This window comes from Trinickia symbiotica, assembly GCF_003028655.1.
Taxonomy (GTDB): domain Bacteria; phylum Pseudomonadota; class Gammaproteobacteria; order Burkholderiales; family Burkholderiaceae; genus Trinickia; species Trinickia symbiotica_A.
The window spans coordinates 60,495-80,230 of the sequence record NZ_PYUC01000021.1 but is presented as its reverse complement, the minus strand read 5'-3'; the positions used below and the strand labels follow the sequence as shown (position 1 = coordinate 80,230).

Sequence of the window (19,736 nt, the reverse complement as noted above, 5' to 3'; positions counted from 1 at the left end):
CAGCACTCGGGCGTCGTGATCGTCGCCGATGGCTCGGACGCGGCGCATGAACGCCTTGGCCGCGTGCTGTTCAACGATCCCGCGACGGGCGTGATGCGTCACGCGGACGCTGGCTACGAACTCGCGCAGCAGACGGCGCGCGAAGCCGGTCTCATGCTGCCGATGCTGGGCCGCTGAGCGTGACCAACACCACGCTCATTCGCGGCGCGGGTCTCGTGGCGTCGCCATGGAAGAACGGCGGCGGCGTCACGCGCGAAGTCGCCGCGTTTCCCGAAGGCGCGGCGCTCGATGCGTTCGTGTGGCGCGTGAGCGTCGCCGATGTCGCGCAGGCCGGTCCGTTCTCGCGTTTCGCGGGCATCGACCGGACACTTGCGCTACTGTCGGGCGCCGGCATGCTGCTCGATGAAGCGGGCGGCGTCACGCATGCATTGCGCGCGCCTTTGGATATTGCACGCTTCCCAGGCGAGACGGCGGTCGACGCGCGTCTCGTCGACGGCGCCACGCGCGATTTCAACCTGATGGTGCGGCGCGGCGCGGCAACGGGCGACGTCGACGTGTGGCGCGATGTTCACCGCGCGCAACTCGATGCCGATGTCGCGCTGCTGTTCTGCGCGCATGGCGAGCTGCATGTCACGACGGGCGACAGCGCATCGGAAAGCACGACGACGCTCGAGACGAACGACACCTTGCGCATCGACGACGCACGCGCGCTTGCGTGCGAGATCAAAGGAACGGGCGCGTTGGTCGCCGTCGCTATCCGCTACACCGAACCATCTCAAGCCCGCTAGCTCACCACACAGACAGCCGTGCCATGAAGCAAACCGTCTGGAGCCATCTGAGGCTCTGCCCGCAGGGCGATCCCAATCGCTTATGGATCGGCCGCCCGTTGTGCGAGCGTGTAGTGTGCGGCGGTGAAACAGTGCATTTGCGTCGAGCTCGATGAGCGCGAATCGAATGGAATTGAACATGGCTCAACCTACTCACGCGCTGTTCGCTGAAGATGCATTTCTGCCCGCAGGCTGGCGGCGCAACGTGCTGCTGCAATGGGACGCGCAGGGCGCGCTGACCGCCGTCGCAGCCGATACGCAAGCTCCCGCAGGCGTTGAAAGAGCGCGCGGCCCCGTTTTGCCCGGCATGCCGAATTTGCACTCGCACGCGTTCCAGCGCGCGATGGCAGGTCTCACCGAATATCGTGCGAATGCCGTCGACAGTTTCTGGACTTGGCGCGACCTGATGTACCGCTTCGCGGCGCGCATCACCCCTGAAACGCTCGCCTCGATCGCACAATGGCTGTACGTCGAAATGCTGAAAGCGGGCTACACGTCCGTCTGCGAGTTTCATTACGTGCATCACATGCAGGATGGTCAGTGCTATGCGAACGAGGCCGAACTCGCGCAGCGCGTGGTCGATGCCGCGGGCGCGAGCGGCATCGGGATCACGATGCTGCCCGTGCTGTATCAGTACGCGGGCTTCGGCGCGCAACCGCCGCGCGAGGACCAACGCCGCTTCATCAATACGCCCGACAGCCTGCTCGGCCTGCTTGACACGCTGCGCCGCGCGCGCCCCGAACACGGCGCATTACGCTATGGTGTCGCGCCGCATTCATTGCGCGCGGTATCGAACGAATCGTTGCGCGCGTTGCTGAACGGACTCGACGCGATGTCGCCAGGTGCGCCCGTGCACATCCATATCGCCGAGCAGATGGCGGAAGTGGGCGCCTGCGTCGAAACGGAAGGCGCGCGTCCAGTGCAATGGCTGTTCGATCGCTTCGACGTCGATCAACGCTGGTGCCTCGTGCATGCCACGCATATCGACGCCAGTGAAACCACGGCTCTCGCGAAAAGCGGCGCCGTCGCGGGCTTGTGCCTGACGACGGAAGCGAATCTCGGCGACGGCATTTTCCCCGCGCACGATTATCTGGCGCAAAACGGGTGCATCGGCGTGGGCAGCGACAGCCATATCGGCGTCGACTGGTGCGCGGAACTGCGGCTGTTTGAATACGGGCAGCGGCTCCTGCGGCGAGAGCGCAATGTGCTTGCCTCCACCGACATGCCGCGCGTAGCGGACCGTCTGTTCGCTGCCGCGCTCGATGGTGGTGCGCAGGCGACGGGGCGGGCGGTCGGTGCGCTCGCAGTCGGGCAGCGCGCTGACTGGATTGTCCTGGACGCGAATCATCCGAGCATCGCGTGCGGTGTGCCGGACGCATGGCTTTCGTCAGTGATCTTCGCGGAGCATGGCGAAAACGTTGTTCGAGATGTCTATGTGAGTGGCAATGCAGTTGTGCAGGACCGCGTCCATCGTGACCAAGAAGATGCATATAGGGGCTACAAGGCCGCGCTCGGCGAGTTGCTGGGCCGCTAATCAGGACATTAATCCAGGACACCGCAGGAATCGGAAATGATCGAACGCAAGGACGAGCCAGTTTTCTTTCTCCATCGAGGCAAGATTCCATTACTCTTGTCGATTCCTCACCTCGGGACTCAAATCCCGGAAGACATCGCTGCAACGATGACGGATGTGGCTTCGCGAACCGACGATTGCGACTGGCATCTGGATCGCTTGTATTCGTTTGCGGAACGGCTTGGCGCCTCGATCATTAAACCTTTGTGTGCACGTTACGTGATCGATCTCAATCGCCCACCTGATGACGCAAACCTCTATCCAGGGCAAGACACCACGGGACTGGTGCCACTCGACACATTTGAGAAAGAGCCGCTTTATCGCCGCGGGCACGTGCCCACAGATCAGGAAATATCGCGTCGACGCGCTGTCTACTGGCAGCCCTATCACGATGCGCTCGCTCGCGAACTGGATGCGCTGAAGGAAAAGCACGGTGTCGTGTTGCTGTGGGATGCGCACTCGATTCGCTCGCAGGTACCGCGTTTATTTGACGGGGTATTGCCTGATTTCAATTTTGGCACGGCAGGCGGAGGGAGTGCGTTACCGGGTCTTGCCGAAGCGATGGCCGACGCTGTACAGCACCGCAGTGCGTACTCGGCGGTCGCAAACGGTCGTTTTCGAGGGGGGTACATCACCCGTCACTACGGCCGGCCGGAAGACGGCATCCATGCGCTGCAACTTGAGCTTTCGCAGCGCACGTATATGCACGAGCAGATGCCCTATGCGTACGACGAAATTCGAGCAGCGAGAATTGAGCCGCTACTCGAATTTCTGGTGAGCCGTGCCGTCGAAACCCTGCATACCGGAAGAAATGGTTGATGGCCCTGATGCCACTGTCCGCATGCTTTGTCGTCCAGCAACTCTAACGAAGGTAGAGAAATGCTTCCCACTGAAGTTAACATAGCGGCGTTCGGGGTATCCGACACTGCAACCGCTTTCAACTCGCATCCAGTGAGCAACAGTGCAGCGCAGAATTCGCAGTATGCGATCTTGCTGCGGGCGCCGATGTCATCATTGGCCAGCAGCGCCAGCGACGGTGCCGATGCCTATTCGGCGGCAATCCTGGGCTACAACTGACGTTCTGAAATCCAAACAAAGCACGCCGTAAAGGCCGCCATCCCGACCGATACGTCTTCCACAGGCAAATGCTTTCTTTAAGGCCGGGCCTGCTAACCTGAAGGTTCGAATCCCATCGCAGATGCCGAAATCCATCGGGGTCGGCGAAAGGCAATCATGGTCGGTAGACAGCGCGCCTCTTTGGCCACGCCGCGATCCATTTAGGTCAGCATCGCGGTAATCGTAGTTCAGTGTGCGTCGCTGCTCATCGGTCGCTCGAAGGTCCCGGCTGCCTCGGCCAGTGCGTCGGCGATCAGTGCGACCTGTTCAACGCTAATGCTAGTTGCGACGCGGATATGAGGTCGGTGCGCAACCTGAAATCGGGAACCTGGCTGTACGGCAATCCCGCGCGCAGCGAGTGTGACCAGCGCGTATTGTTGATCCCGGACAGGCAGCCAGATGCACAATGTGTCCTGTCCAGAGACCGACAATCCGCGTTCTGCAAGCGCGGCAGCCAGTCGCGCTCGTCTGGTTGCATAGGTGTCGCGAGCAAGGGCGACCTGATGCAACGACCTCTGATCGGTGAGGAGAGTAGCGGCTGCGCTTTGCAATAGCCGACTGGTCCAACCTTCGCGAAAATTCCTGAGTGCCTGGATCTGATCGGCAAATCTCGGGGAGCTAGAAAGCACGGCCAGCCGGAAGTCCGTTCCCAGGGATTTTGAGAACGTGCGGATATGCACAGTGCGCTCAGGGTACGCGGACCCAAGGGTAAGGGGAGGGGTGCTGGCGAGACCCGCCAGACCATCGAGCTCCACGATCATTGTCGCGTTACCCACTAAAAGTCTTCGCATCTCTTCGAGCCGTGACGGGCTCACGCGCATACCAGTGATCGAATGGGAGCCCGGCTGATAGACGAAAGCAACCGGGTGCTGCCCAAGGGCGGCCCCAAGCGATTCCGGGAGTGGTCCTTGTGAGTCGCATTCGACGCCGATTGGCCGCGCGCCGAGCTTTTCCAGAATGTCGAACACGCGCAATGTAGTTGGATCTTCGACTGCCACCGCGCAGCCGGGAACAACGATTATCTGCAACACGGTGTGGAGACCGTCGTATCCACCGTTAACAGCAGTAAACATGCATTCGGCATATGGCCAGCCCGGCGCCACGGCATTCTTCAACTCGCCGCAGATGGACTCCCGAGAATAACTATGAAGATTGCGCAACTGATGTGCCTGAGTCAGGGCGTATTTGGTGTCGGGCAGCAGTTCCGGATCGGGCGAAGCGAAGCGGAGGTCCGCCACTATGTTTTCGCCGTAGTTTGCGAAGTCCTCATAGCGTGCTGGCCGCAGTGTTGTCTGATCACCGCGTACCCATGTGCCAGTACGGCCTCCGCCGTCGACCATCCGGAAGGAGCGTAGATGTTTCCATGCACCGGATATGGTGGCAGGGCTTACCCCGAACGCTTCGGCGAGGTCGCGAACCGGAGGCAGCTGAGTTCCGATGGGGATCCTTCCGTTGCGGATGAGTTCGGCCACCTCCAGAGCGATTCCGCGCATGGTCCGCGAACTGACCTGCGCAACGAGCGTCTTGAGATCCATCTCCAATCTTAATGTTCAATAACGAAAAAGACATTGTACATTTTTTTTGATAAACATATGCTTTGATCACGGTGCTCAAGAAACGGCATCTGATCGCAAAGAAAGCGATCGCGAGCTTTGGGCGCTGGCTTAGAGGCCGCGTCGTGAAGCGGGCATGAGAACTTACTACGGAGACACTCCATGAAAGGCAGTCGTCTGATTTATCCAGCCATGCCGTACTCTGGTGCATGCTTGTCTGAGACCTGACATGCAGTCCGGGACGCCTGGCAACCCTGCCTATGCGCAACCATGATCGAGTTCGGGCTGACGGCGTTACCGATAGGCTTAGGTTGCGCAAGCTCATAACCGTGTATGGTCGTCCCTGATCCTTTCTATCATTTGATAAATCCAGTCCGCAGAAACGCCATCGACAATTCGATCCAGGCAACAGGCTGCACTAGTGCTGAAGTGTGGCAGGTTTCGATCAGTGGCCTTGAAGCGATCACACCAAGGGAACACCATGATTCTTCGGTCTTACACAGCGATCTTCAGTGGGTGCCTCATCGTTGCAGCTAGCATGACGACCCTGACAGCCCGTGCTGAGGACATAGCTGCGGGTACCACCTACGACATCAAACTACCGACCAAGGTAGCCAAAAGCGTTGAGCCGCCCGAGAAACTCGCGAAAGCGGGCAAGATCGTGTTGTGCACGGAACTCGGTAATCCGCCGGGTGGCTTCCTTGCCGAAGATGGCGCGACGCCTAAGGGTTTCAATGTGGACATCATGTCTGCCATCGGGCCCGCGATGGGGATCAAGAGCGAAGTGGTCAACTATCCTTTTGCTGACATCTTCGCGGCGCTCGACTCCGGGAAATGTGACGCGGTCATGTCGAATAGCTCAAAAAGCCCTACCCGTGTCGCACGCTACAATTTTGTTGACTACATGACGATGCGCCTGGGCCTGATGGTTCCCAAGGGCAATCCGCTGGCTCTGAAAAACTTTGCGGATCTTTCCGGTCATCGCGCAGCGGTTCTGGTATCCAGCACCACCGAGCGCCTCCTGAAGGAAGCCAGCAGCAAGGCCGTTTCTGAAGGAAAGAAACCGATCGAGATTCAGTCCTACCCGCAAAACACCACCGTGTTTCGACAGCTGGAACTGAAGCGCGTCGACGCGTTCGTTGGCGATGCCATGACAATTGGCTACTTCATCCATCTGATCCAGAACCGCTTCGAGGTAGGCGGACTTCCCGTGGACCCGCTTACTATCGGGATCGTCATGCGCAAGAACGATCCTCAGCTCGAGGAGGCCGTGCGGAACGCCTATTTCGCCCTCTATGACAGCGGCTATGTGGAAAAGTCGGCCAAGCGATGGGGTATGGATGGGCTGGTTACATTGTGCCGTGACGACAAACCGTGTTCGTGACTTTGCGAAGGCATCCGGCCATGTCGCTCGCCTGGTGATCGCTCAATGTCTGTGTCGTCAGGAGCAGTGAATCCGGGAATCCCGACAGCTTTATGAAGATGGCTGACTAGGATTTCATCGAAGAGCGGAGAGATTTTCGAAATGCATTTCGACGTAGGCTATTTTCTAAGTTTCGTCTTCCACCCTCCGCTCGCGCTGCTGCGGGGACTGCTAACGACGGTATTGACAACGTTTGTGTCGATGGCATTCGGTGTACTACTCGGGCTATTGCTCTCCGTGTGCGGGCTAGCGCCATGGCGTCTACTTCGGTGGTTCAACACCGCATATATCTTTGTATTTCGCGGTACGCCGCTTTTGGTACAGGTCATCATCATCTATTTTGGTCTACCGTATCTAACCAATCTGGATCTATTTCCGCAAAGCATCCAGTTGTTCGGTGTGATCTCCCTCGCGGGCGCAATTGTGGCTGGCGTGACAGCCTTCGCTTTGCACGAAGCGGCCTACTTCAGTGAGATATCGCGTGCCGCGATTGCGGCGGTGGATCGTGGGCAATGGGAGGCAGGCAAAGCGCTGGGCATGTCACCGGGACTCGTTATGCAACGCGTTATACTGCCGCAAGCTGTGCGGACCATGTTGCCTCCGCTGGGCAATCAGATCAACGGAATGTTCAAGGCGACTTCTCTGCTGTACCTGATTGCTGTACCTGAGATGCTGTTTATTGCGGACGCTGTGCAATCAGTCAACTATAAGACAATCGAGGTCTACCTCGGTGTCTCCGTCTACTACCTCGCGCTTACGACCGCATGGGGTTTCGCACAGGAGGTGTTGGAAAAGCGATATTCAAGAGGGTTCGGTTCGATATGAGATCGGGTTCGACGAGACTATCAGATATCACGCTCACTACGGCGGTACTCCGTGGTGATAGCGAACCTCCACGCTTGGGAGAGCACTCATGAATTTCGATCTTCACTACTTCCTTGAACTCGTCTTTGTGCCACCACCACAATTGCTCTATGCGGTGTGGGTGACAGTATCGGTCACCTTGACGTCAATGGCCGTCGGTACTGGCGTAGGTCTGATGCTCGCATTGTTTGGAACCAGCCGTCTCGGAGCGTTTAGAGGATTCAATCGCTTTTACGTCTGGTTTTTCCGCGGCACTCCCGTTCTTGTTCAGATGTTTTTGGTCTACTTTGGGCTGCCATCTCTTTTCGGTGTTGATCTATTTCCGTCGACGGTACATACGCCCATCTTTTCGATAAGCGGCAGTATCGTAGCCGGCATTCTAGCGTTCAGCATGCACGAAGCGGCACACATGAGCGAGATAACGCGGGCTGGTATCCGGTCGATTGACAAGGGCCAGAACGAGGCTGCGCAAGCCCTTGGTATGTCGCCTGCACTTGCTATGCGTAGGATTATCCTGCCCCAGGCTTTTAGGACCATCCTGCCGTCGCTGGGAAACCAGTGCAACCTGATGTTCAAAACTACAGCTTTCTTGAGTGTTATTGCTGTTCCCGAGTTGGTGCACGTGGCTGACAGCCTGCGTTCCGGAAACTTCAAGACTTTCGAAGCCTATGGCGCAATCTCCATCTACTATCTTCTGCTCAGCGGAACGTGGATGTTGCTGCAGCGTTGGGTCGAAAGCCGACTCTCCTGGAGCCCGCGTGCAGTGACGCAGAAGCTGGACGACAAAACTACCACTCTCTTACAGATGGAGAACTGATATGGCCGAGAGTCGCGCTGTGCCTGCCGTCGAGCTCCGCAATGTGAGCAAGTCATTTGGCAACCTGAAGGTGTTTGATCATGTCTCGCTCACTGTGGAACGCAACGAGGCAGTGGTGATCATTGGCCCTTCAGGTTCGGGGAAGACAACGCTGATTCGTTGCATCAATCATCTTGAAGAAATCCAGGACGGTGAGATCTTGGTGAACGGAACGCGTGTCAGCCATAAAGTTGTCGGGGGAAAAAGGGCTCCTCTCAGCGAAAACGAGAAGACGGCAAACCGCCGCAGCGTGGGAATGGTCTTCCAACGGTTCAACCTTTTTCCGCATCTCACGGCGCTCCAGAACATTGTGGAAGCTCCGATGCATGTGCTCAAGCAGACAAGACAGGAAGCGACTGAACATGCACTCGCGCTACTCCAGCGAGTCGGTCTGGCCGACAAGAAAGACCAGTATCCGGCTCAGTTGTCCGGCGGCCAGCAGCAGCGTGTCGCGATTGCTCGCGTCCTTGCGATGAAGCCCGAAATCGTCCTGTTCGACGAACCAACCAGTGCACTCGATCCGGAAATGGTCGGCGAGGTGCTGGCAGTGATGAAGGAACTGGCAGGAAACGGGATAACCATGATCGTTGTCACTCATGAGATGGGGTTCGCCCGTGAAGTGGCCGACCGCGTCATTGTCATGGACAAAGGCGTCATCATTGAAGAAGGTTCACCCGATCAGATTTTCTCCCAATCTAAGAACGCGCGCACTGTTTCATTTTTGAAACGCGTTGCCTGATGGCCTGCCGAGTTCGTCTCACCTCTGATCTTGGACGACCCGTTATCGTCTGGTGGAAAGCCAATCGTTCCCTCTAAAAGGACATGAGGGGGAGGAGCGGTTGTTTCGGCAATCCTAAACCGACGAATCCGAAATTAGTAAATCGACGCAAGAAAGGAGACGTCATGGCAATTTCAGCGACCACTAGCCTTGCTGACTTTATATCTAATGTGCGTGAATTGCCTGCGGTCGTCTGTGAACGGGCCAAGCTTCATATCGCAGATACGTTGGCGTGCATCTACGCTGGTTCGGCCTCCCGTGCTGCTGCGCTTGCAAAACAGATTTCCGCTCGCGAGGACGAGTGTGCCCGAATTATCGTGCCCGGTCTGGGACGATGGAATGATCCCGCGCTTGCTGCCTTGCTTACAGGAGTTTGTGCACACGCGGACGATTTCGACGATACCAGCGAGCACTCAATGAACGGTCACCCGAGCGCGCCGATCGTCAGTGCACTGATCCCGACAGCATGCATGCTCGGTGCGAGCGGCACAGACGTAGTTCGCGCATACGCCGTTGGGGTAGAGGTGGCGTGCAAGCTCGGGGTTGCCGTTGGCCCGGCACATACGAGTCGCGGTTGGCACACGATGTCAACTCTGGGCACCTTGGGCGCCGCGGCGGCTGCAGCCAATCTGCGCGGCCTCGATGCTGTTCAGACGCAGCATGCAGTGGGGATCGCGTGTTCATTTGCCGGTGGGTTGCTCGGAAACACGGGGACTATGACTAAAGCCCTTCATTGTGGGCGCGCAGCACATGGCGGGTATCTGGCAGCCGCCCTTGCCGAGCAAGGCTTCACGGCTGGCGCTGATATTCTGGAAGCAGAGGCCGGATTTATCGATGCATTGACGGACCGGTCGGTGGACCGCATTGATCTTCCGGGTCTCGGCGGGGACTGGGAACTGCTGCGTCCTGGTCTCGCCGTGAAGCTGTATCCATGCTGCAGTTGCACGCATCTCGCTATCGATGGGGCAATTGAAATTAAAGGTCGACATACATTCGATCCGTCGAGTATTGAGCGAATCACTTGTTCGGTTCGCGAAGAGTGTACACATTATCTGCGATTTCCGAACCCTAGGAATGGCATAGAAGCCAAGTTCAGCATGACCTACACGGTGGCAGTGGCATTAACGCGCGGAAAAGTGACGCTCGAAGATTTCGAGACGACCGCGCTTGATCGCGAGGACGTAGCCGTGCTAGTGCCGAAAGTTCGCATGGTTGCTTGCTTTGATGAAAACGAGGTGGGCAGCATCGAGGTTGTCCTGAAGGATGGGCAGCGTTTTGCCACACGCAGAGCTGCTCCGCATGGATCCCCGGATGACCCGCCGGAGTGGGATGACATAATAGGAAAGCTCCGACAATCTGTCGCGCGTGGAACGAGCTGTGTGCCACAGCAGCTTGAAGAATTTTTTGTCGCAATTCGAGGGATGGACAAACTATCAAAATTTGTCGATCTACTGGAAACGTACCTCTGAAATCGATGTCGTTATCGCGAGAGAGCGGTAAACCAGAACACTGTCCGAACAACTGCAACATGACTTTCGGACGAATCTCATTTGTCAACTTCGTTACCGTGTGCATGAGCCACGTCGTGGGCAGGGGGAAGTTGCCTGCCCAACAAAGTGGGTACGAGACGTTCCACGCCAGCTCGCGTTCCGGGAGTTCGCGAGCTGTTGGCCCGGCATCGCCGGGCACTTTTGTTGAGCGATCGTGTCCGCCGTGAGGATCGGGCGACGCGCGTGCTGCGTCGGTACGGCTTTCGCTCGGTGCCGCTGATGTAACGGTATTTTTCGGCGGTATCCAATCGATGCTGCCGTGCATCGGCTTGATCAATGACTCTTAACCCAGGCCAAGACCGTATTGGCGGCTTCATTGATGGACGTCGAGCTGGTGTCGATGAAGATGTCCGGGGCCGTTGGCGGTTCATACGGCGAGTCAATGCCGGTAAAATTCTGTATCACCCCTCGTCTCGCGAGCCGATAAAGTCCTTTGGTATCGCGCGCCTCGGCTACGGCCAAAGGTGCGTGAACATGAATTTCGACGAACTTATGCTGGCCCGCGGTGCACTTGGCGATCTCTCGATCCGAGCGGAAAGGCGAGATAAGGCAGACCAGCACCACGATCCCCGCATCGGCCATCAATTTTGCGACTTCCGCAACGCGTCGTATATTTTCGCGTCGATCGTCATTGCAAAAGCCGAGATCTTTGCAAAGCCCGAGTCTGACGGAGTCGCCGTCGAGGACGTAGGTAAGGTGTCCAGACGCATGGAGACGCGCCTCGACCCTGTTGGCGATAGTCGATTTTCCGGCCCCGGACAGACCGGTGAACCAGAGAATTGCCGGTGTTTGTCGCAGCAACTGTGCCCTTGACTCGGGAGCAACCTGAAAGCCGTGTGTGCAAAGATGTGGAGCGGACGCCTCTATCGTCATACTCGCCTCAGTACATGGGATTTGAATCGTCAATGAGATTGCACTCCGCAGGTCAACACGCAGCAATCCGCCCAGGCAACATGTCTTGATCGTCGTCGGACCCGAGGTGATAGCGCGAACTGCCAACGCAAATGACAGCGGCGTACAGAGCACCGATGACCCGCGTCAGCGGTCTCCAATCGGAGACGCAGATGAAAGTGTTTCGTCGACTGTCGACGGCCGGCCAGTTCCGCATGCCTTGGTCAGTAACACGCCATCACACCAGACATGATCGACGCGTCCCCAGTCGCAGGCTGAAGCCGCGTCCGGGAAGAAACCTCGCCCATGGTAGTTGGCGCTCGTATTGCAGAGCACTGGGATACCCGTGAGCCTTTCGTATTCGACCAGAAGTTGCGCCACCGGATGCTCGGAGTTTCTTGAAATGGTCTGCAATCGCGCAGATCCGTCGAGATGCATGACAGCAGGGATCTTCTCTCGCCATTCCGCCCGAATCTGATGGTCGAACAGCATGTAGGGATCGGGAGTCCCCGGGTTAAAGATGGTCGGCGCACGGTCCTCGAGGCATATGGGTGCCACGGGGCGGAAGTGCTCGCGAAGCTTGACGTCGTTGAGGTGATTCTTCATTTCCGGCAAAGTCGCAGCGGCTAAGATGCTTCTGCCTCCCAATGCCCGTGGTCCAAGCTCGGCCCGACCAGCAAGGAAAACGACAGGTTTGTTATTGGCAAGAATTCTGGCGAGTCCGGCCACGGAGCAAGGCGAGGCCGTCCATCCGTGTGGTATTTGGTCACATTTCATTGACGGCCCGCTGTACAGTGACCAATCCAGCGGCACGAAACCCTCGTCAGTTGCCAGTGCGCAGCAGGCGGCACCGATTGCCGATCCGCTATCGTTTGGAAATGGCGGCACCCAGATCGCGTCGAACAAGCCGCTCGCGCGCAGCGCGCTGTTCCATTTGATATTGAGCCCGCATCCGCCAGCGATACACAGGTTTCTTTGTCCCGGAAACGAATGGCGCTGCAGGGCATTCGCCATTTCATGAATGAGTAGACGCTCAAGAAAGACATGAAACGAGGCGAGCACGTCTTCGGGAGGCTTGCCTCCCAGCAGCAGTGCGCTTGCTTCGAAGAAGTCGCGCACAGCCGCTAGTGATAGGTCCGCGTCGTGGATGTTTTCGCGATAATCATGCGCACATTCAGTATCGCCAGCAAACCGTTGATGGTACAGCCCGCGAAATACCGTCACGATGTCTTCGTAAACCGACCCTAGCGCGATGTAAGCCATCAACTTGCCGGCCACACCCAGATCCCATCCTGCACCATTCGCCTTTTTGTAGGGTCCGAAGTGATGACCTGCCGCCGCGTAAATGTGACCTATGACGGGGAACAGGCAATCAACTAGGCGGGCGCCGTGGCGCTGTACATGATAGAGGCGAGGGACAATCCCACCATCCCACACCAAGCATAACGCTGGCTGCCCGTTTTGAGCGAAAGGGCTAGTGCAGTACGCGGAGGCCACATGGCCTGACACGTGAGGGTAGCTCTTGTAAGGGAAGGAACGGCCGCCGACAATCAGTCCTGAGGCGTCGTATGAGGCGAGAAGATTATCCGCCTGGCGTTCGGCATAAGGAGCCCCTTTCAGAATAACGGGGATAGACCCACTGAGTATCCGAAACTGCGACTCGACTTCTCCGTCCCAACCGTCGATGACAAACTGGTCAATATCTTCGACTCGAAAACCATGCTCGGACAATATGATCTCGATGACATCGAGGTCGTCGATTGCCAAATACCGAGGATTGTTGTCTCGCTTTTCCTGCTCGATGCAAAAGACGAGCTTCCCTTCCTCGACGACGGCAATCGCTCCGTCGTGGGTCAGTTTGATGCCGCAGATGCGCATAGTATTTCCTGCCTAGTGATGGAAAGCTGTTTCATCCGAAACCGGAGCCGGGTTACGAAAGCACGCGAGCAGACAATCTTCATTCAGCGACTGACCGATGCAGCTCAAGCGATCGACCTCAACCAGCTCTTCTGTCAGGATCGCTATGACCGTTTCTGCTCCAGCGATGTGACCCCATCGCTGGCAATTGGCGTCACGTGCAGAGCCGAATACCAGCTGACCAGCGGGCGCAAGCATCCGTGCCAAATTGCGGACAGCGGTGCGCACCTCGGCGATGCCGTCGAGATAGTAGAGAACCTCCGCTACGACGATCAGATCGAATTGTTCCTTACTCCGGAAATGCTGGACATCGGAGACGATCCAGTTGATGTGAGGTGCGTCTTTCATCCGTTCGCGTGTCCTGGCAATCGCACGTGGCACGATATCAATCACGGTAAGCCGTTCGCAATGGGGTGCCAGTTTTTCCGTGAAGGCTCCCCTCGCGCATCCGACTTCGAGTGCGCTTTTGATGGACCCCTTGGACAGTGACAGATGAAGCATTTGCCTATGGCGCTCGTGCTCGAACGGATTGCTGTCGAGTCGCCACGGATCGTCTGCTTCCAATTCCCGATGCAGCAATTGGAAATTCGTTTCATGTGTCAATGTCACCTCCCTTCGTACCGTGCCGCTACAAGTGTCGCCAAGCACCGTCCATCTTCAAAAAACGTAGCAAGGCGAATCGCCAAAATCGCGGGCAGTTTGAACGTGCCGCACTCATAGCGACCGCAGGAAAACCCGCTTCGTATTTCAGATCGGTGAGTGGAGCGTTTCATAGCTCCGGACCGTTGCGATCGATGAACGTACCAGCCGGCCACTCACTCATCGAGCTGGCAATTGGCAACACCACAGCGAGTACATCCTCAACGCGCGTAGGCGGCAACTGGGGGTGCATGTCCGGGAGCGTCGATCGCACGCGGACTCCCGATAAAACCGTCCCAAGACCGTGCCGGCAGAACCTCGCAAAGTGGTTGTGCAGTGCATGTCGAACGGCACCGAAAGCAAATGGAACGCCAAGCTCTTGCAGCACGGGATACATCGCGCGTATCGAATGGCCGATTCCGAACCCCTCGAGGTCTGGACGTACGCCGTACAATCCCAGTTCGGCTACGAGCAGATCGACCTCCCCAACCTTGATGAAGCGACGCAGCGAACCCATGTGAGCCGCCACACCGTGCGAATCGTAGGCGATTGCGCGGAGTTCGGGCCTAGCCCCAGCCCAGCTTCGGCCGCGCTCGAACGGTTTTGCGTTGAAGGCTCCAGTCGGCCCATAGGTCTTTCGAAAGAAATCAGCCAATTGGACATGGTCGGAGAGCTGCAGCTCGTTTTCCCAGCACAGTCTCCATTGCACCTTTGAGGACATGTAAAGTCACCTGTTTTCGACGCGTTCGTGCCGCCGCAACGCGGCCGCAGCGACGTCGCGCACCGTGTAAAACGGTTTCTGTCGCTACATAGCGACCGCAAGATTGATCAAATCGAATGCTTCTAGAGCAAACGTGAAGATATGGATGGGTGACGGCCAGCGCTTTCGTGGCATGTATTTGTGCCTTTCATCGCCCCGATCTCGAAAAACCTCGCATACTGCCCCCCTGCAAAGTGGCGCTTCAATTCATGGAAGTTCTCTAACGTTTGATCCAGCGATCGGCCTTCTTGGCGCTGAAGGATAGTGCCACCTGAAAAGGGATGCGCCGCTGCCCCCAGGAATTTCCAGATCTTCTCAAGGCATGCACACGGCTCCTCAAGAAGGCTTTCATAGTCGATCGCCAACATGTTGGTCGAAGCGAACGTGCGCGCCACACGGGCGTGGAAATCGTCGGCAGCCTTGAAGTAGGTCTCGCAGTCTTCGACCGTCAATCTGACGCGTGGCGGCAGAGCCGAATCGCTGTCCGAACCAAACTTCAGCCATTGACCACTTTGCCTCGCCTGTTTCAGCGATCGCAGCGATTCCAAGGTGTTTTCTCGAACCACGAGGATCACCTTGAGGCCCGGCCAGCGGGTCAACTCATCAAAGAATCCCGGGCGATCATGAAACTGCGGTTCGTTGATCTTGCAACCCACATGCGCCACATTTGTTTTGCCGGCCCGGGGGGGATAATGCTGGTAGGCTAGCTTCAGGAGTTCTTGATCGCTACGTACCAGGCGATCGCTATCTGCCCAATTCGCATCATACCGATTGAGCAACTCGCCATTACTCGATACGTTCGGATGCTCGTTCAGCAATTCTTCCAGATAGTGTGTACCTGTCCTCGGCATCGCGAGGATTACAAATGGCTGGGGGGGTGGCGTAGCGGAGTTCATTACATGTATCTCCATGATGCGGTTCATGGGCCAACTCGGATTAGCCCCAAGTTTTGTCAAGACATGAGGCGCCGGCGAAAAAGTGCCGTCGACAGGAAGAACGGCAACACGGAGTAGACGCAAAGTGCCCCGATATGCAGGCCGATTCCGCCCGCTGTGCGCCCCAGCATCGCCGGACGAATGAGATCGACCGCATGCGCCAGCGGCAAGAATTGCCCTAGCTGCCGAAAAACACCGGGGAGTTGGCCGACCGGGAAAATCACGCCGCTTAGGAAGAGCATGGGCGTGAGAACGAGCGTTTGATAGAACACGAAGTAGTCGTAACTGGGTGCAACCGCAGTGAGGATCATTGCCAGGCTTGCGAAGGCGAGGCCGGTGAGGATCACTACTGGCATGACGTAGAGGACAGATGGGAGTGCTGCATAGCCCAGCATAGCGGCGACCGACATAACCGCAGTTCCGGCCAGAAAGGCCTTGGTGGCGGCCCATGCCAACTCACCAAGAATGACATCGCCGAGTGTGAGCTGTGTGCACAATATCGCTTCCCACATGCGCTGCGTATGCATGCGAGAGAACGCTGCATAAATCGTTTCGAAAGTAGCGGAGGTCATCGCGGTCGTTGCGACCATGCCGGCCGCCAGAAACGCGATATATGGAGTTCCGTCAACGCTGCCTATCATTATTCGAAGACCGAAGCCAAGCCCAAACAGGTAGATCATCGGGTCGGCGAGATTTGCGAGAAGCGACGCGAACGCGGCTTTTCTCCATGCCAGGTAGTTGCGGCGCCATACCGCACCCCAGTTCCAAGCGTTCGCTGGCAGGGCCGTCAGATATGCTTCACTCATCATTCAGTCCTTCATCTCACGTCCGGTTATCCGCAAAAACACATCTTCCAGATTCGCGGGACGCTGTAGAAGGCGCAGACCCGTACGCGCGCGCAATTGCACGCGCAGCAGAGCCGGATCGGCCGCATAACAAAAGAGCGTCTCACCGCTTACCTCTACGCGCTGCGCGTACGGCCCAACCAGCGAACGCAACTCGTGCGGATCGCCGCCGTAGATCTCGATCACGTCGCTCCCAATCCATTGTTGAATTAGTGCATGAGGGCGGCCTTCGGCGATGCAGCGCCCATCCTCGAGGATGCAAAGTCGATCGCAAAACCGCTCGGCTTCCTCCATCAAGTGGGTGGTCAAAAGAATTGTCTTCCCGCGTGCCAGCAGCGAGCGCAGGCGTTCCCAGATCAGATGGCGCGCATGCGGGTCGAGGCCAGTTGTAGGCTCGTCCATTACCAGCAACTGTGGGTCGTTGATCAGCGCGCGTGCCAGTGTCAGCCGGCGCTTCATGCCACCAGATAGGTCAGTAACGCGCGAGTACGCCTGGCCCTCGAGGTGAGCGAATTCGAGTAACGACGGCATCACTGCTTCGATTTCACGTGTGCTCATGCCGAAGTAGCGTCCGAATACCAACAGGTTTTCCCGCACTGTGAAGCCGGGCTCGAGGTTGTCGAATTGCGGAACCACGCCAATGCGCGCGCGTGCCGAGCGAGCGCGTGCCGGCACCGGTTCTTCGAGCACCGTGATCTTGCCTGCTTCAGGGAGCGCCATGCCTAGGACCATACGCACCGTCGTGCTCTTGCCTGCGCCATTTCGTCCGAGCAGGCCGAAGCACTCCCCGGGTTCAACGCTGAACGACAATCCATCGACAACACTCCTGCCGCCATATGACTTCCTTACGCCGGTGAACTTGATTGCTGTTGTGGGCATGGAGCTAAGAAGCATATGTATTTGCTTTAAAGTGAAAGGGCCTCTATGCCGCGCCCAATTTCGTTGCAAACGCCCGGGTCTACCGAAGACGCGGCATCACGTGTGGGCGAGCCGCTAACAGGGAAGGGTTGGCATCCTGGGGATGATGCCGACGTTGTGAGCGGACGATTACTGCGCGAATACGAGTCGGCATCCCATATAGCAAGAGGTCACTCGCTGCTGACGAACTCGTCACGCGTCACCAATGTCGACGAATCGGGCGTGAGATGCGGCTGACCAGACTGAGCGTCAGCTGCCCGCGATCCCGTCGCACATTGTTTCTTGGCCTGATCGTGGGTATTGACCTCTTCTTTCTGCTCATTTGTTACATTGCCTGCGGAACCGCGGGTCAGCCAATCGCTGTTGCTCAACGTACATAAGGCATAGGCCTTCACCGGGAGTAGGAGAAAGACGTTGATCAGCGTGTGCACAGTAAACCCGAGGAATCGGATCTGACGAGCCCGAACTGCTGCCACGCTGCAGCGAATGGTGGTCATTGCTCCGATGACGAGAATGGCCAGCCAGGGCACTGTGGCAGTCAGCGCGAGCTGCAGGAACCCGGATAGCAACGATAGGGAAAGCAACAGCGGACCTAGGTTCTGCCCAATCAGGTCCAGCGTGAGGTAGCGATCGAGGCTAGGCAGTAGTCGCAGCGCAAGCAGCGTGTCACGATAAGTGCTGCGCGCCCAGCGTAGTTGTTGGTGCAGGTAAGGCCGTAGCCGGTCTGGAACAACTGTGGTCGCGATGGCATCTGCAACGTACTCGGTTCGGTAGCCTGCCATCAGCATCAGAATCGTGAGGTGTCGATCCTCGCCGAAGTCGCTCGGCTTTCCCCGAAACAGCTGTGTCTCGTACTGGTCCAACAGCAAAAGAAGCGCGGTGCGTCGATATATGGCACAGGGACCGCAGCAGCACATAACGGCGCCGAAGCGAGCCTGAGCGGCACGCTCTTCGTTGCAGGCCAACCAGTACTCCATATCGATTAGACGGGTCAACAAAGTATCGCCCCGGTTGCTAGCCTTCAATTGGCCCATGGCAGCGCCGATTGCGGTATCTCGCATTGCCACTACAAGCTTCTTGACGACGTCGGGCGCAAGTGTCGTGTCTGAGTCGACGTTGAGTATCAATTCTCCGGATGACAAGCGTATTGCGGCAATCTGCGCCTTGCGCTTTCCAACATTTTTGGGAAGCAGAATGAAGTTGAATCTCGGGTCGTGCGCGTACGCGCGGTGTACCGGTCTCAACGCGTTGCAGTTGCTGGAGCCGTCGTCGACCACATGGACTGTCAATCGTCCGGCGTATTCTTGAGCGGCAATGGAGGCCAAACATGCCCGGAGCGTGCGCGGGTCTTCGTTGAAGCACGGTACGACGACGTCCACGTCCGGTAGAAAGTCGGCGCCGACCGTGTTGTTCGACGCCGGAGGACCGCTTGTCGGCAGAGTGTGAAAGTACTGCACGCCCTTATATACGGTGGATAGAAGTGCATACAACAAAACTGAAACGGTGTTGATTGTGGCAGCGCCGTTCATGTTCATAGAGATCAGTTTGCTCAGTGGCGTTGAGGAAGTGAGCTGAATACAAACTTGCGGTCGTGCAGTGCAGGGATCAGACGGGAAAGCGCCATGAGCGTCTGATCGCGCGATTGGGCATTAGAGCAACCTGCTGATTCGGCGGGAGGTACGCCGTCATGCAAGAGCACGATTGAGCCTGGCTGGATGGACGTCAGCACCGCATCGACAATCGCATCGACACCGGGGCGAGCCCAGTCTTTTGGATCCACCGACCAGTGCAGGGCTGCCAGCCCCGCTCTTGCTGATACAGCGAATACCTCTTCGGTCCATATTCCGTACGGTGCACGCACGTGTCGCACCTTGGCTTCGGCACACGCCGTCTGAATGATCCTGTTGGTACCGAATATTTCGCGCTGTACCTCATCAGACCCACATCTGGACAGATCAGGATGAGTCATCGTGTGATTGGCTACTTCGTGCCCTTCGGCAACCATCCGTTCGATGAGCTTTGGCTGATCCGCCGCGTACGCACCGATAACGCAGAACGTTGCGGGAATCCGATGTTGCGCGAGTAGGTCAAGTACATCCGGTGTGCAAGACAAATTCGGTCCGTCGTCAAACGTCAAGTAGATGTCGCGATGTTGGCAGAGTCGCGGCCCTGTAGTTCCAAAGTTCATAAGATATGAGGCTACGAAGGCTGGTTGCTTTCGTTCAGGACGATGCGAACTTTGCAGTACGTCGATAAATTTGTAAAATTAATTGTTTCGATGACATGCATCC

Annotated in this window: 19 protein-coding genes and 1 pseudogene; 10 read left to right on the top strand and 10 right to left on the bottom strand. The window is 57.3% G+C overall.

Going from position 1 to position 19,736, the window contains the following annotated elements; all coding sequences use genetic code 11:
• From C9I57_RS29285 to C9I57_RS29265, 5 genes and pseudogenes are all read left to right on the top strand, one after another.
• A pseudogene (locus tag C9I57_RS29285) lies at window positions 1–177 on the top strand (urocanate hydratase); the annotation flags it as partial.
• Window positions 178–179: 2 nt separating this feature from the next.
• Window positions 180–788: a HutD/Ves family protein gene (locus C9I57_RS29280; RefSeq protein WP_107154033.1), complete on the top strand. Its 609-nt coding sequence runs from the start codon at window positions 180–182 to the stop codon at window positions 786–788.
• Window positions 789–966: 178 nt separating this feature from the next.
• On the top strand, window positions 967–2,361 hold the full coding sequence (locus C9I57_RS29275; RefSeq protein WP_107154032.1) for a formimidoylglutamate deiminase: 1,395 nt from the start codon (window positions 967–969) through the stop codon (window positions 2,359–2,361).
• A gap of 36 nt (window positions 2,362–2,397) precedes the next feature.
• Window positions 2,398–3,219 (top strand): N-formylglutamate deformylase, encoded by an 822-nt coding sequence (hutG, locus tag C9I57_RS29270; RefSeq protein ID WP_018439682.1) that lies wholly within the window; start codon window positions 2,398–2,400, stop codon window positions 3,217–3,219.
• A gap of 60 nt (window positions 3,220–3,279) precedes the next feature.
• A complete protein-coding gene (locus C9I57_RS29265; protein ID WP_107154031.1) occupies window positions 3,280–3,477 on the top strand; it encodes a hypothetical protein in 198 nt (65 codons plus the stop codon).
• Between the two features lie 227 nt (window positions 3,478–3,704).
• Here the strand turns inward: C9I57_RS29265 and C9I57_RS29260 are convergent, their stop codons facing one another.
• Window positions 3,705–5,051 carry an aminotransferase class I/II-fold pyridoxal phosphate-dependent enzyme gene (locus C9I57_RS29260; protein WP_107154030.1) on the bottom strand — a complete coding sequence of 449 codons (1,347 nt, stop codon included), beginning with the start codon at window positions 5,049–5,051 and terminating at the stop codon, window positions 3,705–3,707.
• A 556-nt stretch (window positions 5,052–5,607) separates the two neighbouring features.
• Here C9I57_RS29260 and C9I57_RS29255 point away from each other — a divergent pair.
• From C9I57_RS29255 to C9I57_RS29235, 5 genes are all read left to right on the top strand, one after another.
• A complete protein-coding gene (locus C9I57_RS29255) occupies window positions 5,608–6,453 on the top strand; it encodes an ABC transporter substrate-binding protein (RefSeq protein ID WP_223258778.1) in 846 nt (281 codons plus the stop codon).
• 141 nt (window positions 6,454–6,594) lie between these two features.
• Complete coding sequence (locus C9I57_RS29250; protein ID WP_107154028.1) at window positions 6,595–7,317, top strand: amino acid ABC transporter permease; 723 nt, start codon at window positions 6,595–6,597, stop codon at window positions 7,315–7,317.
• Window positions 7,318–7,405: 88 nt separating this feature from the next.
• On the top strand, window positions 7,406–8,173 hold the full coding sequence (locus C9I57_RS29245; protein WP_107154027.1) for an amino acid ABC transporter permease: 768 nt from the start codon (window positions 7,406–7,408) through the stop codon (window positions 8,171–8,173).
• Between the two features lies 1 nt (window position 8,174).
• Complete coding sequence (locus tag C9I57_RS29240; RefSeq protein ID WP_018439676.1) at window positions 8,175–8,951, top strand: amino acid ABC transporter ATP-binding protein; 777 nt, start codon at window positions 8,175–8,177, stop codon at window positions 8,949–8,951.
• Window positions 8,952–9,115: 164 nt separating this feature from the next.
• Window positions 9,116–10,459, top strand: coding sequence for an MmgE/PrpD family protein (locus tag C9I57_RS29235; protein ID WP_258187886.1), 1,344 nt, complete (start codon window positions 9,116–9,118; stop codon window positions 10,457–10,459).
• 354 nt (window positions 10,460–10,813) lie between these two features.
• Here C9I57_RS29235 and cysC read toward each other — a convergent pair whose 3' ends face one another.
• From cysC to nodB, 9 genes are all read right to left on the bottom strand, one after another.
• The gene (gene cysC / locus C9I57_RS29230; RefSeq protein ID WP_102607337.1) at window positions 10,814–11,413 is read right to left on the bottom strand and encodes an adenylyl-sulfate kinase; all 600 of its coding nucleotides are present in this window, start codon (window positions 11,411–11,413) and stop codon (window positions 10,814–10,816) included.
• Window positions 11,414–11,578: 165 nt separating this feature from the next.
• A complete protein-coding gene (nodU, locus tag C9I57_RS29225; protein ID WP_107154025.1) occupies window positions 11,579–13,309 on the bottom strand; it encodes a nodulation protein NodU in 1,731 nt (576 codons plus the stop codon).
• A gap of 12 nt (window positions 13,310–13,321) precedes the next feature.
• Window positions 13,322–13,957, bottom strand: coding sequence for a nodulation methyltransferase NodS (gene nodS, locus C9I57_RS29220; protein ID WP_102607393.1), 636 nt, complete (start codon window positions 13,955–13,957; stop codon window positions 13,322–13,324).
• Between the two features lie 160 nt (window positions 13,958–14,117).
• Window positions 14,118–14,708 (bottom strand): NodA family N-acyltransferase, encoded by a 591-nt coding sequence (locus C9I57_RS29215; RefSeq protein WP_107154023.1) that lies wholly within the window; start codon window positions 14,706–14,708, stop codon window positions 14,118–14,120.
• A 122-nt stretch (window positions 14,709–14,830) separates the two neighbouring features.
• A complete protein-coding gene (locus tag C9I57_RS29210; RefSeq protein WP_308836379.1) occupies window positions 14,831–15,670 on the bottom strand; it encodes a sulfotransferase in 840 nt (279 codons plus the stop codon).
• A gap of 29 nt (window positions 15,671–15,699) precedes the next feature.
• Window positions 15,700–16,488, bottom strand: a complete 789-nt coding sequence (locus tag C9I57_RS29205; RefSeq protein WP_223258766.1) for an ABC transporter permease — start codon at window positions 16,486–16,488, stop codon at window positions 15,700–15,702.
• Between the two features lie 3 nt (window positions 16,489–16,491).
• Complete coding sequence (gene nodI, locus C9I57_RS29200) at window positions 16,492–17,421, bottom strand: nodulation factor ABC transporter ATP-binding protein NodI (RefSeq protein WP_107154022.1); 930 nt, start codon at window positions 17,419–17,421, stop codon at window positions 16,492–16,494.
• Window positions 17,422–17,615: 194 nt separating this feature from the next.
• A complete protein-coding gene (gene nodC / locus C9I57_RS29195; protein WP_107154037.1) occupies window positions 17,616–18,974 on the bottom strand; it encodes a chitooligosaccharide synthase NodC in 1,359 nt (452 codons plus the stop codon).
• 20 nt (window positions 18,975–18,994) lie between these two features.
• The gene (nodB, locus tag C9I57_RS29190; RefSeq protein WP_233216019.1) at window positions 18,995–19,582 is read right to left on the bottom strand and encodes a chitooligosaccharide deacetylase NodB; all 588 of its coding nucleotides are present in this window, start codon (window positions 19,580–19,582) and stop codon (window positions 18,995–18,997) included.
• Window positions 19,583–19,736 lie beyond the last annotated feature (154 nt).

What these genes read in the sequence shown, in the direction of transcription:
- C9I57_RS29210 (WP_308836379.1), bottom strand. Translation starts at nt 15,670, where the DNA reads ATGAACCGCATCATGGAGATACATGTAATGAACTCCGCTACGCCACCC.
- C9I57_RS29205 (WP_223258766.1), bottom strand. Translation starts at nt 16,488, where the DNA reads ATGAGTGAAGCATATCTGACGGCCCTGCCAGCGAACGCTTGGAACTGG.
- nodC (WP_107154037.1), bottom strand. Translation starts at nt 18,974, where the DNA reads ATGAACGGCGCTGCCACAATCAACACCGTTTCAGTTTTGTTGTATGCA.
- C9I57_RS29235 (WP_258187886.1), top strand. Translation starts at nt 9,116, where the DNA reads ATGGCAATTTCAGCGACCACTAGCCTTGCTGACTTTATATCTAATGTG.
- C9I57_RS29275 (WP_107154032.1), top strand. Translation starts at nt 967, where the DNA reads ATGGCTCAACCTACTCACGCGCTGTTCGCTGAAGATGCATTTCTGCCC.
- nodI (WP_107154022.1), bottom strand. Translation starts at nt 17,421, where the DNA reads ATGCTTCTTAGCTCCATGCCCACAACAGCAATCAAGTTCACCGGCGTA.
- C9I57_RS29265 (WP_107154031.1), top strand. Translation starts at nt 3,280, where the DNA reads ATGCTTCCCACTGAAGTTAACATAGCGGCGTTCGGGGTATCCGACACT.
- C9I57_RS29215 (WP_107154023.1), bottom strand. Translation starts at nt 14,708, where the DNA reads ATGTCCTCAAAGGTGCAATGGAGACTGTGCTGGGAAAACGAGCTGCAG.
- C9I57_RS29250 (WP_107154028.1), top strand. Translation starts at nt 6,595, where the DNA reads ATGCATTTCGACGTAGGCTATTTTCTAAGTTTCGTCTTCCACCCTCCG.
- C9I57_RS29255 (WP_223258778.1), top strand. Translation starts at nt 5,608, where the DNA reads ATGACGACCCTGACAGCCCGTGCTGAGGACATAGCTGCGGGTACCACC.
- cysC (WP_102607337.1), bottom strand. Translation starts at nt 11,413, where the DNA reads ATGACGATAGAGGCGTCCGCTCCACATCTTTGCACACACGGCTTTCAG.
- C9I57_RS29245 (WP_107154027.1), top strand. Translation starts at nt 7,406, where the DNA reads ATGAATTTCGATCTTCACTACTTCCTTGAACTCGTCTTTGTGCCACCA.
- nodU (WP_107154025.1), bottom strand. Translation starts at nt 13,309, where the DNA reads ATGCGCATCTGCGGCATCAAACTGACCCACGACGGAGCGATTGCCGTC.
- C9I57_RS29260 (WP_107154030.1), bottom strand. Translation starts at nt 5,051, where the DNA reads ATGGATCTCAAGACGCTCGTTGCGCAGGTCAGTTCGCGGACCATGCGC.
- hutG (WP_018439682.1), top strand. Translation starts at nt 2,398, where the DNA reads ATGATCGAACGCAAGGACGAGCCAGTTTTCTTTCTCCATCGAGGCAAG.
- C9I57_RS29240 (WP_018439676.1), top strand. Translation starts at nt 8,175, where the DNA reads ATGGCCGAGAGTCGCGCTGTGCCTGCCGTCGAGCTCCGCAATGTGAGC.